Origin of the sequence: Streptomyces sp. NPDC058000 (genome assembly GCF_042886435.1) — a bacterium.
In the GTDB taxonomy this organism is placed as follows: Bacteria; Actinomycetota; Actinomycetes; order Streptomycetales; family Streptomycetaceae; genus Streptomyces.
Genome location: NZ_JBHVQS010000020.1, coordinates 80,899 through 96,257, shown reverse-complemented (window position 1 = coordinate 96,257; position 15,359 = coordinate 80,899). Strand labels below are relative to the sequence as shown.

12 protein-coding genes, 1 tRNA gene and 1 pseudogene are annotated in these 15,359 nt (G+C 69.0%); 7 read left to right on the top strand and 7 right to left on the bottom strand.

The genetic code is table 11. The features are described 5' to 3' along the window. The first annotated feature begins 58 nt into the window (after positions 1-58). Positions 59-2,440 (top strand): molybdopterin cofactor-binding domain-containing protein, encoded by a 2,382-nt coding sequence (locus ACFVT2_RS20920; RefSeq protein ID WP_390019862.1) that lies wholly within the window; start codon positions 59-61, stop codon positions 2,438-2,440. A 45-nt stretch (positions 2,441-2,485) separates the two neighbouring features. Beyond that, complete coding sequence (locus ACFVT2_RS20915) at positions 2,486-2,962, top strand: (2Fe-2S)-binding protein (RefSeq protein WP_100601953.1); 477 nt, start codon at positions 2,486-2,488, stop codon at positions 2,960-2,962. A gap of 77 nt (positions 2,963-3,039) precedes the next feature. On the opposite strand, the gene ACFVT2_RS20910 is transcribed toward ACFVT2_RS20915, so the two are convergent. After that, a tRNA-Met gene (locus tag ACFVT2_RS20910) sits at positions 3,040-3,113 on the bottom strand. A 247-nt stretch (positions 3,114-3,360) separates the two neighbouring features. Here ACFVT2_RS20910 and ACFVT2_RS20905 point away from each other — a divergent pair. Then, positions 3,361-4,698, top strand: a complete 1,338-nt coding sequence (locus ACFVT2_RS20905; protein WP_390019859.1) for an FAD-dependent oxidoreductase — start codon at positions 3,361-3,363, stop codon at positions 4,696-4,698. Positions 4,699-4,821: 123 nt separating this feature from the next. Here ACFVT2_RS20905 and ACFVT2_RS20900 read toward each other — a convergent pair whose 3' ends face one another. Beyond that, positions 4,822-6,012 (bottom strand): PucR family transcriptional regulator, encoded by a 1,191-nt coding sequence (locus tag ACFVT2_RS20900; RefSeq protein ID WP_390019856.1) that lies wholly within the window; start codon positions 6,010-6,012, stop codon positions 4,822-4,824. A 233-nt stretch (positions 6,013-6,245) separates the two neighbouring features. Here ACFVT2_RS20900 and ACFVT2_RS20895 point away from each other — a divergent pair, with 233 nt between their 5' ends. Then, positions 6,246-7,139: an SGNH/GDSL hydrolase family protein gene (locus ACFVT2_RS20895; RefSeq protein WP_390019854.1), complete on the top strand. Its 894-nt coding sequence runs from the start codon at positions 6,246-6,248 to the stop codon at positions 7,137-7,139. A 357-nt stretch (positions 7,140-7,496) separates the two neighbouring features. Here ACFVT2_RS20895 and ACFVT2_RS20890 read toward each other — a convergent pair whose 3' ends face one another. Further along, positions 7,497-8,099 (bottom strand): hypothetical protein, encoded by a 603-nt coding sequence (locus ACFVT2_RS20890; protein WP_390019851.1) that lies wholly within the window; start codon positions 8,097-8,099, stop codon positions 7,497-7,499. 253 nt (positions 8,100-8,352) lie between these two features. Between ACFVT2_RS20890 and ACFVT2_RS20885 the strand changes: the two genes are divergently transcribed. Beyond that, entirely contained in the window at positions 8,353-9,810 is a 1,458-nt protein-coding gene (locus ACFVT2_RS20885; protein ID WP_390019849.1) for a hypothetical protein, read from the top strand. 257 nt (positions 9,811-10,067) lie between these two features. Here ACFVT2_RS20885 and ACFVT2_RS20880 read toward each other — a convergent pair whose 3' ends face one another. Next, positions 10,068-10,607, bottom strand: a complete 540-nt coding sequence (locus tag ACFVT2_RS20880; RefSeq protein ID WP_390019846.1) for an adenine phosphoribosyltransferase — start codon at positions 10,605-10,607, stop codon at positions 10,068-10,070. A gap of 139 nt (positions 10,608-10,746) precedes the next feature. On the opposite strand from ACFVT2_RS20880, the gene ACFVT2_RS20875 reads away from it, so the two are divergent. Then, positions 10,747-10,953 (top strand): hypothetical protein, encoded by a 207-nt coding sequence (locus tag ACFVT2_RS20875; RefSeq protein WP_390019843.1) that lies wholly within the window; start codon positions 10,747-10,749, stop codon positions 10,951-10,953. 223 nt (positions 10,954-11,176) lie between these two features. Here ACFVT2_RS20875 and ACFVT2_RS20870 read toward each other — a convergent pair whose 3' ends face one another. Continuing rightward, a complete protein-coding gene (locus tag ACFVT2_RS20870) occupies positions 11,177-11,851 on the bottom strand; it encodes an HdeD family acid-resistance protein (RefSeq protein WP_390019841.1) in 675 nt (224 codons plus the stop codon). A gap of 1,023 nt (positions 11,852-12,874) precedes the next feature. On the opposite strand from ACFVT2_RS20870, the gene ACFVT2_RS20865 reads away from it, so the two are divergent. Continuing rightward, entirely contained in the window at positions 12,875-14,077 is a 1,203-nt protein-coding gene (locus tag ACFVT2_RS20865; protein WP_390019839.1) for a hypothetical protein, read from the top strand. 108 nt (positions 14,078-14,185) lie between these two features. On the opposite strand, the gene ACFVT2_RS20860 is transcribed toward ACFVT2_RS20865, so the two are convergent. Together ACFVT2_RS20860 and ACFVT2_RS20855 are read right to left on the bottom strand one after the other, a co-directional pair. Beyond that, on the bottom strand, positions 14,186-14,599 hold the full coding sequence (locus tag ACFVT2_RS20860) for a DUF1330 domain-containing protein (protein WP_390019836.1): 414 nt from the start codon (positions 14,597-14,599) through the stop codon (positions 14,186-14,188). Between the two features lie 92 nt (positions 14,600-14,691). Continuing rightward, positions 14,692-14,931: pseudogene (locus ACFVT2_RS20855) on the bottom strand (alcohol dehydrogenase catalytic domain-containing protein); the annotation flags it as partial. Between the last annotated feature and the right edge of the window lie 428 nt (positions 14,932-15,359).

The following is a 15,359-nucleotide window of genomic DNA, read 5'->3' as shown; positions in this document are numbered from 1 at the left end:
TGCGCATGCTTTCGCTACCATCCGGTAGGCCGGTCAATGATGCTCCGCGAGAGGACAGATGATGGACGTTCACGATCGTCTGGCACAGGAGCACACCGAGGCCGCTGCCCCAGGCACCCAGGACACCTCGGGCGAGCAGAGCACCCAGGCCGCCATCGGCCGCCGGAGGTTCCTCGGCTACGTCCTGGCGGCGCCGACCCTCGCGGTCGCCGCTCAACTGGGCGAAGCGGCGGTCGGGACCACTCCGGCGCACGCCGCGGTCGGCTCGCTCCCCGAACTGACCGAGCTGTTCGACCTCAACGACATGCTCACCGCTGCGGCGCTGCCGACGGCCGCCCTCATCACCATCCACGTACACGACGACGGCACGGCCTCGTTCGCCCTGCCGCGCGCCGAGGTGGGCCAGGGCATCACCACCTCCACCGCCATGCTGATCGCCGAGGAACTGGACCTGCCGCTGGAGAAGATCCGCGTCACCCTCGCGGACGCGCGCCCGGAACTGCTCTTCAACCAGCTCACCGGCGGTTCCAACACCACCATCTCCACGTACACACCGATCCGCGTCGCCGCCGCGATCGCCAGGAAGCGCCTCCTGGAGGCCGCGGCCGACCTGCTCGGCGCCGAGATATCCACGTTGACCAGCAAGGCCGGTGTGATCAGCGCCCCGAACGGCCGGAGCGCGACCTACGGTTCGCTCGCGGAGAAGGCCGCGAGCTGGAAGACCGTACGGGTCGCCACCGACCTCAAACCACGCTCCGACTTCTCGGTCATCGGCACCGCGCGCAACCGGGTCGACGCGCGGGAGAGCGTGACCGGTCGCAAGCAGTTCGCCATGGACCTGCACGTGCCGGGCGCATCGCCGGCCATGGTGTGCCGGCCGCCCACGATCAACGGCACGGTGCGTTCCGTGCAGAACCTCGCGGCGGTACGGGCGATGCCTGGCGTCACCGACGTCGCGACCATGTCGACGGGCGTGGCGGTACGCGCCCGGACCTTCGGGCAGTGCATCGACGCGGTGCGCGCGCTCAAGGTGGACTGGGGCCCGGGGACGGCGGAGCGGGCGTCCGACGACACGGTCCTGCGTGAGCTGAAGGCGGCAGAAGTCCCCCTCGCCGTACCGAGGTTGGACCCGCTGGCCAAGACCGTCGAGGGTTCCTTCACCTTCCACTTCGCCAGCAACAGTGCGCTGGAGCCCAACTGCGCGGTGGCCGACGTGCGGTCGGACCGGGCCGAGATCTGGGCGGCCCTGAAGTCGCCGATCGTCGCCCAGGAGACCATCGCGGCGAAGCTGGGCCTGTTGCCGCATGCGGTCACGGTGCATGTCACCGAAGGCGGCGGCTCGTTCGGCCGCAAGCTGTTCTCCGATGCCGCACTCGAAGCCGCCGAGACCTCCAAGGCGATGGGCAAGCCGGTCAAGCTCATGTGGCACCGCACCGATGAGTTCCGGCAGGGGCGCACGCATCCGATGGCCACCTCGCGCGTACGGGCGACGTACGCGCTGGGCAAGGTGCTCACGTACGAACAGCGGCACACCTCCGTGTCCACCGACTTCGGCCACGGACTGGGAGAGATCATCACCGCGTCGGCCGCCAAGCTGCCGGTGGGCGACCTCACCTTCTCCGAGACCATCTTCACGCTCACTCAGCAGTCGCCCTACAACCTCGGACTCACCACCCAGCTCCTCAACGAGGTGGACAAGGGCTTCAACACCGGCAGCATGCGCAACATCTACTCGCCCAACGTCCGGTGCGCGCAGGAACTCATCATCGACCGGCTCGCGGACGAGATGGGCAAGGACCGCCTCCACTTCCGCCGGCGGCTCGTCAAGGACGACCGGGCCAGGGCCGTACTGGACAAGGTCGCGGAACTCGGTGACTGGGGACGGCAGCTGCCGACAGGTATGGCGCAGGGCATCGCCGTCCACCCCGAATACCACGGAGTGGTCGCCGTACTCGCCGAAATCGACTGCCGCCCGGAGACCACCGGACGGCACATCCCCGACGCCTACACCGGTCCACGCGTCACCAAGGTCGTCTGCGCCGTCGACGTCGGCCTCGCCGTCAATCCGAAGGGCCTCCAGGCCCAGATGATGGGCGGAATCATGGACGGCATCGCCATCACCCTCACCTCGGGTCTGCACCTCAAGGACGGGAAGTTCCTGGAGGGCAGCTGGGACAACTACTTCTACACCCGGCAGTGGAACACCCCGCCCGAGCTGGAGATCGTGGTCATGCCGTCGACCAGCGGCAAGCCCGGCGGCGCGGGGGAGTTGGCGGTCGGCGCCGCCTCGGCCGCGGTCGCCTGCGCGTACGGCGCGGCCACCGGCACCATGCCGACGACGTTTCCCCTCAACCACTCCGGCCCGCTCGGCTTCGAGCCGCTGCCGACCGTCCCCCCGATCCCGCAATCGCCGACCGACGGCCTGGACCGCGCCTACTAGAAGCGGCCCGTTGGAAGCGGCCTACTAGGAGCGCAAGGAGCGACCGTGCCCGAACACACCTTCATCCTCAACGGCAAGCCCGTCACGGCGGACGTCGAGGACGATGTGCGGCTGCTGTGGGTGCTGCGCGACGTCCTGGGCGTCACCGGACCGAAGTACGGCTGCGGCCTCGGCGTCTGCCAGGCATGCACCAGTCACATCAACGGCAAGGCGTTCAACCCCTGTTCCGTACCGGTCAAGAACGTCCGACCGGACGACGAGATCACCACCATCGAGGGGCTGCCCGCCACCGTCGGCAAGGACCTGCACCCCATGCAGGAGGCATGGCTGGAGTACGACGTCGCCCAGTGCGGATACTGCCAGCCCGGCCAGATCATGGCCGCGGTCGCCAAGGTCAAGCAGGCCCGTGCCGCCGGCCACGAGATCACCGAGGCCGACCTGGACGAGATCCGCAACGTCTGCCGCTGCGGCACCTACCACCGCATCCGCGAGGCCATCGCGGAGGGGGCCAAACACTTCTAGCCCAGTCGCCTCGCGGCCGGTCGCGGCGGTCCGACAACAGTGAAGGCCCGGTGGAAAACCGGGCCTTCACTTTCGAGTAGCGGGGACAGGATTTGAACCTGCGACCTCTGGGTTATGAGCCCAGCGAGCTACCGAGCTGCTCCACCCCGCGTCGGTAGGTTGAACTGTACGGCATCGACGCGGCAATGCCGAATCGACCGTTGCCTGGAGCCAGTGCCGCTTCCGTGAGCACTGTCTGCGGCTCGCGCGCACCGTCCCAGTCTCGCCCCGGACCAGCAGACGCCGTACGTGGACCCCGCAGGGGTGACGTCCAAGGGCGGCGCTGACGGTTGCGCCCTGTTGCTCACTCCTGGTGTGCGGGATGATGCGGAACGCAATCAACAGAGGAGGGGTGCGCGTTGACGGCCGATGCGATGGGGAATGCGGTGGTGGTGGGAGCCGGGGTGTCCGGTCTGCTCGCCGCTGAGGTGCTGGCGAGGCGGTTCGAGCACGTAACGGTGGTCGAGCGGGACGAATTCACCGACGGGGCGGCCGCATTCCGGGCCGGGGTACCGCAGTCGAGGCATGTGCACGTGCTGTGGTCGCGCGGACTGGAGGCGTTGAATGCGCTTCTGCCGGGTGTCGTCACGGACCTCGAAGCAGCCGGAGCCGTCGTCATCGAGGCCCCGGAACAGATGCGCTGGCTCTCGGCTGCGCAGTGGTTCACCGGCGTGCCGGGATCGCACTACCTCTCCGCCTCGCGCGAACTGTTGGAGTCGACTCTGCGACGCAGGATCGCCGAACGGTCCACGATCACCATGCTGGCCCGTCATGAGATGACCGGACTCGTTCCGGGGCGGGGCGAGGGGGCGGTGGGGGGCGTACGGCTGCGGGAGCGGGGCAAGGACGGCCCCGAGTTCACGATGGACGCGGGGCTGGTGGTGGTCGCCACCGGCCGCAGTTCCCGCACCGCGGACTGGCTGCACCAGCTCGGCTACCCCACGCCGGCCACGGACCGGTTCGATGCGCATCTCGGCTACTCCTCCCGGTACTACCGACGCCCGGCTGCCGAGGGTGGTTGGAAGGCGATGTACGTACAGGGCAATCCGGACCTGCCGCGCGGCGGGGTGATCGTTCCGATCGAGGGCGGGCGATGGTTGGTCACGCTCATTGGGCAAGGTGAGCATCAGCCGCCGATCGAGGAGAAGGACTGGCTCGCCTTCGCCTCATCGTTGCGTTCCGAAGAGCTGTCGGAGGCGCTCACGGATGCCGAGCCGTTGTCGGACGCGGTGGCGTTCCGGGCGACGGCGAACGAGTGGACGCACTTCGAGCGCGCGAAGCGCTGGCCGCGTGGGTTCCTCGTGATCGGGGACGCACTGTGCCGGTTCAACCCGGTCTATGGGCATGGGATGACGGTTGCGGCGCTGCAGGCCCAGGTGATCGCCGACCAGGTCTCGGCGCGTGAGCCGGTGGAGATCGCCGCCCGGGCGCGGGAGATGCAGAAGGCCGTGGCGAAGTGCCCACAGGCCGCCTGGGCGATCGCTACGGGAGAGGATTCCCGGTATCCAGGCACGGACGGGCCGAAGCCGGGCCGGTTCGGCAGGATGCAGCAGGACTACATGGCTCGGGTGGTGGCTGCGGCCAATACGGACCCGGTGGTGTCCGAAGCGTTCTTCGCGGTGCTCTCGCTCAACCGCCGCCCGGAGACGCTGTTGGCACCGCGGATCGCGCTGCGCGCCAGCCGCCGCCGGACATAACCCCTCCCGAATCCGTACGCACCGTCATCTGCGGTAAGCCGACTGCTGATCGGAGGAGGCACCCGCGATGGGGAGCCCGGCCGGGTGGTCGGTAGCGGTCTGGGGGGCTGGGGCGGTGACGAGCTACTCGCCGGGGGTCAGCCGCAGCGCATGCAGGGCGACAGCGAGGTCGGCCACCGCCCGGGGATCGCGCAGCGAGCGCCCCGTCAGCTCCTCCAGTCTGTGCAGCCGGTAGCGGACGGTGTTGCGGTGGCAATACAGGAGCTGCGCCGCCGCGGCCGCCGAGCCGGCCGCGGCGAACCAGCACTCCAGGGTCTCCAGCAGGCGGTCCCGCTCGCCGGCCGGTAGCCGCAGTACGCCGTCGAGGACGGCGCGGGCGATCCGCCCCGCCTCGTCCGGAGCCGCTGCCACCAGTAGCGCGGCCGGGCTGTTGTCGAAGCGCGCGATGCCCGTGGGGCGACCGCGTGCACCGGTGAGCGCCAACCGCGCGAGCCGGAGGGCCCTGGGGGTCTCCCGTAGGTCACGGTACGAGGGGCTGACGCCTACGCGGACGGCGAGCGACCGCTCCAGGACGTGCAGCACCGTCTCATCGGCTCCCGGGTGCTGGACGGCGACCACGCCGACGTGCAGGTCCGGCAGTAGGCGCCAGGCCGACCGCAGCCGTTCGGTACGGAGGCGTGCCTCGATTCCGGGCAGCGCCTCCCGGCCGGGGCCGGGAACCTCGGCGGCGACCACGACATAGGGTCCGCCGGTCGGCAGGCCCAGTACATCGCCGGCTTCCCAGAGCGTCGTACGGTCGGTGAGCAGGCCGGTGAACAGGGCCTCGACCATGGCCGACCGTTCCCGCTCGCGTTGCAGCACCAGCTCGGAGACCTCCTCGCGGTACGCGTCGCTGGCCGACGCCGCGAGACCTCCGTTCACCCACCATGCGGCCAGGGACATGATCGTTTCGGTGGTGAGACCTTCGGTGGAACGGGCTTCGGCGGCGATCGCGGACCACAGGACCTCGGACCCGACGCGATAGGCGTGCAGCAGCTCGGCCAACGGGGTTCCCTGGCGCGCTCGTTCGCGGCCGGTCTCCTGTGCCGGCGCCATGTCCCCGCCGCGGCCGTCGACGAGCTGCTGGAGCACCTGCTCACAGTTGCGTCGGCACGATGCCGTCAACTCCTCGAAGGAGACGTGCTCGTCACCTCGGTAGTACGTCACCTGGGAGCGGATGCGGCGGGCCATTCTGGCGCCCAGTTCCTCGGTGCGGGTCAGCAACGAAGCCGCTATGGGGGCGATTTCGGCAGGTGCGTCGGGCGTGCGGCTCATGCCCGCAGGTTACAAAGGGCCGGGTGGGGGAGGGGGCGAATTGTGCCCTGGGACAACAGAGGCAGGTGAGGTGCTGTGCGTCGGCACATGGCCCGCGAGGTGTCCGGCCGCCACGATACGAGGACGTTACCGGCCGGTATCGGACCGTGTTCCCTCGTGTTGCCTCCCCAGGAGGAACTGTGCCCAGAGCCGCAACAACCCGCACCACAAGCACTGCCGGTACCGCCGACGCCGTGCGCATCACAGGCACCGGGAGGTGCGCGTCCGTACTGACCGGCGCCGCGCTCCTCGCTTCCGCCCTCACGATGGCCACCACTCCCGCCTCCGCTCATGCCGCGGCCCCGGCCGGGACAGGAAAATACGTGGCCCTCGGGGATTCCTACGCCGCCGGGGCCGGCGTCCCCGCCCAGTCCGCAGGACTGTGCCTGCGATCCGACCACAACTACGGTCACCTCGTCGCCGCGGCCCTGTCCCCGTCCTCGTACGTGGACAAGACCTGCGCCGGCGCCAAAGTGAGCGCCCTCACCACGCCCCAGACCGACGCCGGGATCGTCGTCAACGGCCCCCAGCTCGACGCCGTCACGCCCGACACGTCCCTGGTCACCCTCACTCTCGGCGGCAACGACCTCGGTACCTCCGACGTCGGCTTCGTCGACGTCGTGGTCGCCTGCACGGCCCTGGCCGTGACCGATCCCTTCGGAGCTCCCTGTCGGAACTTCTACGGCGACACGCTCAGTAAGCGGCTCGACTCGGGGGCAGCGCGGCTGGCTGACGGCCTCCACAAGCTGTCCGCCAAGGCTCCCAAGGCCAAGGTGGTGATCGTCGGCTACCCGGCGGTGCTCCCCGACGACCCGATGAAGTGCTTCGGCAAGATGCCCGTCACGACCGGCGATCTCCGCTTCCTGCGCTCCCTCATCGGCGAGCTCAACGACAAGGTGGCCAAGACCGCCACCGCGGCGGGCGCCACGTACGTCGACACCCTCGGGCCGACCAAGGGCCACGACAGCTGTTCCTCGTCCCCCTGGATCGAGGGTCTCGTACCAACCTCACCGGCCGCGCCGCTGCACCCCAATGCCACCGGTGAACGCGCCATGGCGGAAGCGGTGTTGAGGGCGCTGGGCCGCTGAGCCGCCCGACCGTCCTCTGCGCCATCCGCCACCGCACGGTGGCACCGCCCAACTTCGTCCCCCACGACGCGCAGTGACCTGGCGTAGTACCGGGCGTTGCTGGCGTACTCCGCCCCGCTGGATCTCATCCGGCGGGGCGGAGTGCTGTGCGCACCATCCGGCCTGCCCGGCTGGTCTGCGTGGGCCTCGACGACCGCACCCTGTGCTCGCCGGTAGCAACTACGGCGCTGGGCAGGAAGGCCGCCGCCACGGTGACCACGCCGTGCAGCGGCTACACGGTCGAGGGCCGAACGTGGGGGCCGGTGATCACGCCGTCGTCGGCCCGGTACGGCCGGTACGGCTCGGGGCGGGTCGGTGTCAGGCGCCCGGGATGGCGGCGCGGAACTTCTTCGTCAGATCGGTGCCGCGGATCACCCCGCCCTTGTGGTACTTCAGCCCCCAGGCGTCGATCACCGAGCCGTCGGCGAACATGCAGGCGGAGGTCGCCTTCGACGGGTCGGTCTCGTTCTTGGGGCCCCAGCCGCCGCCGTCCGTGGGCTTGTTGCCGAACATGGCGGTGCCGTTGATGCCCTGGCAGTAGGCGATGGACGGGTTGCCGGGGCTGCTCGGGCCGTCGGGCTTGCGGACATAGGCGAGCGCGGCCAGGGTCGGCTTGTCCGCAGCCAGCGTGTCCGCGGCGATCATGATCTTGCTGCCGTCGCCGGCGGCGAAGACGCACATCTCGCGCGCACCGCCAAGCGGGGTGATCTTGTTGCCGGTGCCGGTGTAATAGGGGACGCGGGTCTCCGCCTTGCCGCCCTGTTGCTCGCACCAGGCCGCATCCGCGGACAGGGAATGCCGCGTGGGAGCGGCGGCCGGGCCACCATGGGCCGTACCGGCCGCGTTGGCGGCGTTGGCCGCCACGGCCGTGCCGGAGACCAGGGCGAGAACGGACACGGCAAGGGCATGGGAGCGCTTCACGCTTCCTCCTCAAGGACGGTTGGTGGGGGTGACGTTGCCGGCCGGGCGCTGTGCACGCGCCCATCCTCAGCAACCCCTCGTCGCATCGTCAACGCACGTCACCCAACCTCTCGGCAGGCCCGCCGATGTTGGCGCGTTCCCGAGGGTGCGCCCTGGGCGACGTGCCTCCACCAGCGATCGGATCCGGCCAGTAACGCTGGCGTAACTCCCTTGCCCACCACTCTGGTTCGGAACGAGTTAGAGTGTCCGGCTCATGAATCCCCCACTGCTGCGTATTCGCCTGCTCGGCGGGTTCGGGCTGGTACGGGAGGCCGGGGCGCCGCTCGTGGCGCACTGGTCCCGGCCCGGCGCCCGGACTCTGGTCAAGCTGCTGGCCCTCGCCCCGGATCATGCGCTGCACCGCGAGCAGATCATGGCCGTGTGCTGGCCGCACGCCGAACTCCGCGCCGCCCTGGGCAGTCTGCGCGTGGCGCTGCACACCGCCCGGCACGCGCTGGAGCCCGAACTGCCACCGCGCGGCCCCTCCGCGTATCTGACCGGCGACGGCGACCTGCTGCGACTGGTGCCCGACACGGTACGCGTGGACACCGACGAGGCCGAAGCCCTCGGCCGGCGGGCTCTTAACAGCGGCGGACGCCGCGAACTGGCCCATGCCCTGGAGGCGTTGACCGGTGAACTTCTGCCCGAGGACCGCTACGCCCCCTGGACCGAACCGGCCCGCGAGCGGCTGGCGCGACGACGAGCCGACCTACGGCGCGCACTGGCCGAATACCGCTGGTCCCACGGGGGCGGGACGCTGCGGCCCGAGGCGGACGCGGCACGGGTACGGCTGGACTGGGCGCTGCACCTGGACCGGTCGGGGCGGTACGAAGAGGCCGTCACCGTGGTGCGCGAGGCACTGCACTCCTACGAACGCCAAGGGCTGCGCGATGCCTGTACCCTCGCCGCCGCCCGGCTGGCAGAGGTGCTCGGCCGCGGCCACGGCGCCGACGAGGCGCTGGGGGTCCTGGAAGCCCATCCGCCTGGCCCAGGCGCCCCCGACGACATCCGGGCCGCGCATCACATGGCGCGCTCGGCGGTACTGTCCTACTGCGGCCGTTACGACGAGGGCCTGGCGGCCGCGCGGTCGGCGGAACGCTGTGCGGAAGCCGCGCAGGGGGCCGACCATGCGGTACTGCTGGCCCGATCGCTCGCGCAGCAGACCGTCTGCCTGGGGCTGTCCGGTCTCGCCGACGAGGCGGTCGGCCCCGCCGAATCGGCGCTGGCACCGGCCGAGGAGTCCGGTGACCGGGCGCTGCTGGCCACCGTACTGTCCGTACTGCGTGAGACCGAGCGCCGTGCGGGGCGGCACGGGGATGCGCTGGTATACGGGCGCCGCGCGCTGGCCCTGGCCGAACAGGCGGGTCGTCCCACGGCTACCGCCTTCGAGCGCGCCAACCTCGCGGAACTCCATCTGCTACTCGGCGAACGGGCGGACGCCGAGCGGCTGGCGCTGGCCTCGGTCGAACTGGCCGAGCCGTTCGGTGGTACGGCGCTGGCGTTCGCACTGACTGCGCTGGCCCGTGTACGGGGCGGGGTGGCGCGGAATGAGGCTCAACGGTTGCTGGAGCGGGCCGGACGCTGCGCGCAGGAGGGCGGGCACCTTCAGGCCATCGACGAAGTGCGGTTGGCCTGGGGGGAGATGGTGGAGGCGCGCCAGGTGCTGCCGTGACTTCGCGAGCTGGGTGACTTCGCGGGCCGGGTGACCTGGCGGACCTGGCCGTTCGGCGTTGGTGTGAGTCCGGGCTCGTCGGGGTGTGACGGGGACGTTCGCGGCGGCAGCGAGGACTTGCCCGGACGGCCGCCAGTTGGGGTCGGCTGCCGTGCACCACAGCAGCGGGCGCTTTTCCGTTCCGGCGGGCAGAGTGAGGTGCGGCAGCGATGACGGCCGGCTGCCCCGTGGAGTGCGGGGCGGCCGGCCGCCGTCGTTCAGGCTTGTTCGGGTATGACGGAGAAGACCCGTGCGGGGGCGAGGCGGGCCGCACCCCCGAGCCCGTCGATGGTCGTGACAACGCCGAATCCTGCGACCTGGGCCCGGCTTTCGGCGATGAGCGCAGCTGCCGCGGCGAGGGTGCCGCCGCTGGCGAGAACGTCGTCGACCACCAGGACGCGTTCGCCGGGCGTCAGGGTGTCCTGCTGGAGTTCGAGGGTGGCGGTGCCGTAAGCCAGGCGGTATTCGGTACGGAAAACGGGTCCGGGCAGCTTGCCTTTCTTCCTGGCGAGGGCCAGTGGGCGGTCTGCGACGGCTGCCAGGGTGGTGCCGAGGATGAATCCGCGGGCTTCGACGGCGAGTACGCGGTCGAACTGTCCGCCGAAGGCTGCGCTGATGTGCTCGGCTATGCGGTGCACCAGCTGGGGCTGCGCAAAGACGGGGGTGAAGTCCTTGAATTGGATGCCTGGTTGAGGGAAGTCGGGGAAGATCCGGATGGCGTTGCGGAGGTCGTCGGCGAGCGTTGTGGGCTGCTGCATTCGGATGTCCTCTGCTGAGTTCGGCGACCTGCTGTGCGGGGGCACCACGGAGCCGGGTGGTGTCCGCTTTCGAGGTGCTTGTGTGTAGTGGTGAGGTCACTGTGCCAGATGTCCGCCGTTGACCGGCAGGATGGTGTCAGTGAGGAACGTTCCGGGCGTGTTGCGGCTACTGCCGTACGGGGAGGGTCAGTTCGGTGCCTGCGCGGTCAAGGCGGTCTGCGCGGCCTTCGCGGTCAACGTAGCCGTCGGAGCCATCGGGGGCATCCGCCCGAGTGGTCGGCGAGTGCGAAGGATCAAGGCCCGGCAGGAACAGCGGCTCGCTTTCCGGATCCAGCTCCACGATTGAGGGCGGAAGGCGGGATGGTAAGGCGGGATGGAAAAGCGGGCCGGCGATCGAGATCGAGTCAGCGATCGGAGGCCCGCCGTTCAACTCTCAGGATCCGTGCACTCCTTGCGTGCGGGGTGCGGGGTGCGGGGTGCGGGGCGCGACTGGCGCGGCTCTCCCTGGAGGACGATCAGGCCGCGAGTGGTTGGCATGGACAGCTGGTGCAGACAGCTGGTGCGGACGGTCAGTGCTGCGGGTGGGGATGCGCATGGAAGAGGGACCGCCGCTGCTTGGGGGCGGTGCCCTGGGTGAGCCGGCCGGCCTGAATGCGCAGTTGGATGGCGTGGAAAACCTCCACAGCACCCAGGACGATGGCCATGATGCCCACTACCAGGGTGAGTACGGCGATCGAGCCGAACGGCGAGACGATCAGCACGATGCCGGCGAGGAGGGTGATGATTCCGAGGAACAGTTGCCAACCACGTGTGGGCATGGCGGGGGACGAACCCGCGGCCGCCGTGATCATGATCCCGCGCATCAACCAACCGAAGCCGATCCAGAGGGCGAGCAGCAGGATCGATTGCAGGGTGCCCCGGAAACATACGAGCCCGAGCAGCACGGAGACCGCACCCGCGACGAAGTGCAGCGCCCGCAGATGTCCAGGTACGTGCGCGCCGAAGGCCGCGGCCAGCTGGAAGACACCGCTGACCAACAAGTAGATGCCGAAGGCCACGCCGACGACGTGTAGCGTCTTGCCCGGCCAGGCCAGGACGACCACGCCCAAGGCGATCGATGCCAGGCCGATGGTGATCAGTGCCTGCCAGCCGAGGTTCGCCATGGCGCCCAAGGCTTCGCCTCCCGGAGAGGTGTCCCGGGGGTGTGACGGGCTGTTGCCCGCGGCATCGGAGGGGGATGACATGCCGCCCACCTCTCTCATGGAACAACACGATCAAGTGAGGACACCTTCATCGTCACCCATTCGGCCCCGTTTCGCTCGGGGAAGGGCATGGCCGTACGGTGCCAGAAGCGGTTCGTACCCTCCCGCACCCTCCCGCAGGCCACTCCGCTGTGCACCGCGCTGCCAGCCACGGGCCCGTGCGACCCATCGGGCGTGGCCTCGCGCTGCAACGGTTGTTAGTGAGGCGTTATCGGTGCGCTAGTGATCTCCGTCAGAGTCATGAGTGTCCAAGGGCCCAAGGGCGTTGGTTGAGGGCCGCTGCGGCCCTCAACTTCCTGTCTGACCATCGATCGGGGGAGTACGACATGCAGAAGACGGACAACGATGGTTGCGCCGGGAGGGCCGGGAAGGCCGCGAAGAACCAAGAGCCAAGCACGAAGAAGGGCAGGGGCCGCGGGGGCCGCTCCTTACCGTAGCGGTGCCGCTCGCAGTCTGCGGGGCGCTGGTCACAGGAATGCTGACTGTCCGCGGCCCGAGCAGTTCCCGGGCCAACCGGAGGACGGTATGGCGTCGGTGTTGTCCTGGTAGCCGCCACCGGTAGGACGGACGTATGCCGTAACCGACTTCCACTTCGACTTCGACATCGGTTTCGGCTTCGGCTTCGATTTCGACCTTGACCTTGACTTCGGCGTTGCGCTTGCGCAAAGGCATGGCGGACCACGCCGCCGATGCTCTCGACCTCCGCGCTTTTGGGTACGCGGTGGCTTCGGTGAAGGACAGGCTCAGCCGCGCTGGGGAGGCGCGACGGGCCACCAAGGGCTCCCAGGGACCATTCGGCCCCGGGGCATTCCACGGGGGTATTCGGGGGCATTGGGGGCACCCCAAAGGGCTTCGGAGCGTAGCCCGCCGCCCACTCTCCGTTGAGAATTCCCTTGTCGGGGCCGAAGCGGAACGTCAAGTATCCGACTCCCCATCTGTCCGGGCGTCCCACATCTCGGGGTGTCCCACATGCCAGAACTACGAACGAATGCGATGGGGACCGTTATGCGTGAATTCAGCCGCCGGCACATATTCGGACTCGGTGCGGGGGCGGCGGCCGCGCTTTCCGTGGCCGGCTGCTCATTCCCCGGGTTGGGGTCCTCCGACAAGGTCGGAACCCAGTCCGGAAAGGGGGTGCAGGGCAAGCCGATAGGAGACGGCTCGACCGCGTACACCGGAAAGCAGCCCAACCAGCCGCCCGCACCGCAGAAGCTGGAGCCGGGCCAGAAGCCACCGCAGTTCGTCGTCTTCTCCTGGGACGGCGCCGGCGAGGTGGGCAATGGCCTCTTCCCGCGGTTCCGCAAGCTTGCCAAGGACCATAACGCCTCGATGACCTTCTTCCTGTCCGGGCTGTATCTGCTGCCCGAATCGAAGAAGCGCATGTACCGCCCGCCGAACAACCGCGTAGGCGCCTCCGATATCGGCTACCTCAACGACGACCACATCAGGGCGACACTTACGAACGTGCGCGCGGCGTGGTTGGAGGGCCACGAGATAGGCACCCACTTCAACGGCCATTTCTGCGGCACCAGTTCGGGCTCGGTCGCGCACTGGACCCCGGCCCAGTGGGACGACGAGATCGAGCAGGCCATGTCCTTCGTCACCAAGTGGCGGACCAATACCGGCTTCACCGACCTCGACCCCCTGCCGTTCGACTACAGCAAGGAACTGGTCGGCGGCCGCACGCCGTGCCTGCTCGGCCAGGACAACTTGCTTCCCACGGCGCGTAAGCGTGGCTGGCGGTACGACGCCAGCTCGCCCGGCGGCCTTCAGGTCTGGCCCGACAAGAAGCAGGGCGTGTGGAACTTCCCGCTCCAGCAGATGCCGTTCCCCGGCCATTCCTTCGAGGTGCTCTCGATGGACTACAACATCCTGGCCAACCAGTCCAAGAACTCCACCAAGGCGCCGCCGGCCAACTATCCGGGCTGGCGCAAGCAGGCCACGGAGGCGTATATCTCCGGATTCCGCCGGGCCTACGAGACCAACCGGGCGCCGTTCTTCATCGGCAACCACTTCGAGCGGTGGAACGGCGGCATCTACATGGACGCCGTCGAAGAGGCGCTCAAGCACATAGCCGATGACAGGCTCAAGGATGTCCGACTGGTTTCCTTCCGGCAGCTCTGCGACTGGCTGGACGCCCAGGACCCGCAGGTCCTCGCAGGTCTGCGCCGACTCGGGGTGGGGCAGCAGTTCACCGGACGCGGCTGACGGCCCCGATCAGGCCAGGGCGAAGGCGGCGTCGTCGAGAGCGGCGTACCCGTCGGTCCACTGGATGTGGGCAGCTGGGTGCGCCAGGCGATTTCGTTCGATCACGCCTCAGGGCCTTCGCCCGGCCGCCCCTGTCTCCGACTCCGCTTCCACTTCCGGTTCCGACTTCGCCTCTTCCTCTTCCTCTGCCTCTACCTGGAGCTTCTCCGACCGCTCACGCGGGTCATACTCCGGTCCAACGCCCTCCATCAGCAGCACGTCCCCCTGGACGTGGTTGGTCCGCAGCCGCAGTATCTGCTGGTACGCGGGGGACGCATACCAGGCACGGGCCTCAGCCACATCGGGGAACTCGATCAGCACCATGCTGCCCGACCAGGCTCCTTCCAGCACCTCGGCCGGCGGACCATGGATGACGAAGCGCCCGTGGAAGGGGTCGAGGGTGGCCTGGATGCGCTCCAAGTACTCCAAGACATCGGGGTGATGGCGACGGCTGCGTAGATGTGCGAAGCCATAAGCGGACACGTTAGGTGCCTCCACCGGTTCGTCCGCGTCCCCGTGTGGGACGACGAACCGAACGTAGAGGTGGGAGTCCGTGCAGGCGATTCGCCACCGTTCAGACAGGACGGGGGCAGCCCGTCACGACAGAACTCGCAGGTCCCGTCGGACCACTTGAAGGGCGCAAGGACGAGATCACCGCGCCGTACGGATGCGACCTCGGAGCCGACCTCCTCGACCACGCCGATGAACTCGTGCCCGATCCGCACACCGCCCGGGGACGCCGGCACCTTCCGGTAACGCCACAGGCCGCTACCGCAGATCGCGGCGTGGGTGATCCGTACCAACGGCCCGCTCACCTACCGCGCCCCACAGTATTTGCCTCCCATCAACACCCCTACCAGGAACGCCACTTCACCACCGAGGTCGCCGCCTTACGGTCGTACGGAACCGCTACCGCAGAGTGGCGTCGACAGACAGGCACCCCGCTCCTAGGGTGTGCTCAAGAAGTCGCCCGCCTGGCCGGGTCTGGTGCCGCATCGCCCCTGTTGCCCATCTCGCCCTGCTGTCCGTCGTCACGCGTCGGTGTGCCGGTGAGCGTCCGTTGGCGGCATCTCCGGTAGGTGGATTGACGATCAAGATTAACGTCACCTGGCCTGAAGTTAGTTGGCGAGCCTAATGATTGGTACATGGTGGTGAGCTGACGGACCGACAGCAGCAGTCTGTGAAACCGCTGTCGTCACGAGGAATCGGCACGATCGGCCGCCGAAGCGAGCACGTAGTCGGT

Excerpts from the sequence above, each read along its gene's own strand:
- ACFVT2_RS20865 (WP_390019839.1), top strand. The coding sequence starts at position 12,875 with ATGCGTGAATTCAGCCGCCGGCACATATTCGGACTCGGTGCGGGGGCG.
- ACFVT2_RS20870 (WP_390019841.1), bottom strand. The coding sequence starts at position 11,851 with ATGTCATCCCCCTCCGATGCCGCGGGCAACAGCCCGTCACACCCCCGG.
- ACFVT2_RS20880 (WP_390019846.1), bottom strand. The coding sequence starts at position 10,607 with ATGCAGCAGCCCACAACGCTCGCCGACGACCTCCGCAACGCCATCCGG.
- ACFVT2_RS20920 (WP_390019862.1), top strand. The coding sequence starts at position 59 with ATGATGGACGTTCACGATCGTCTGGCACAGGAGCACACCGAGGCCGCT.
- ACFVT2_RS20885 (WP_390019849.1), top strand. The coding sequence starts at position 8,353 with ATGAATCCCCCACTGCTGCGTATTCGCCTGCTCGGCGGGTTCGGGCTG.
- ACFVT2_RS20900 (WP_390019856.1), bottom strand. The coding sequence starts at position 6,012 with ATGAGCCGCACGCCCGACGCACCTGCCGAAATCGCCCCCATAGCGGCT.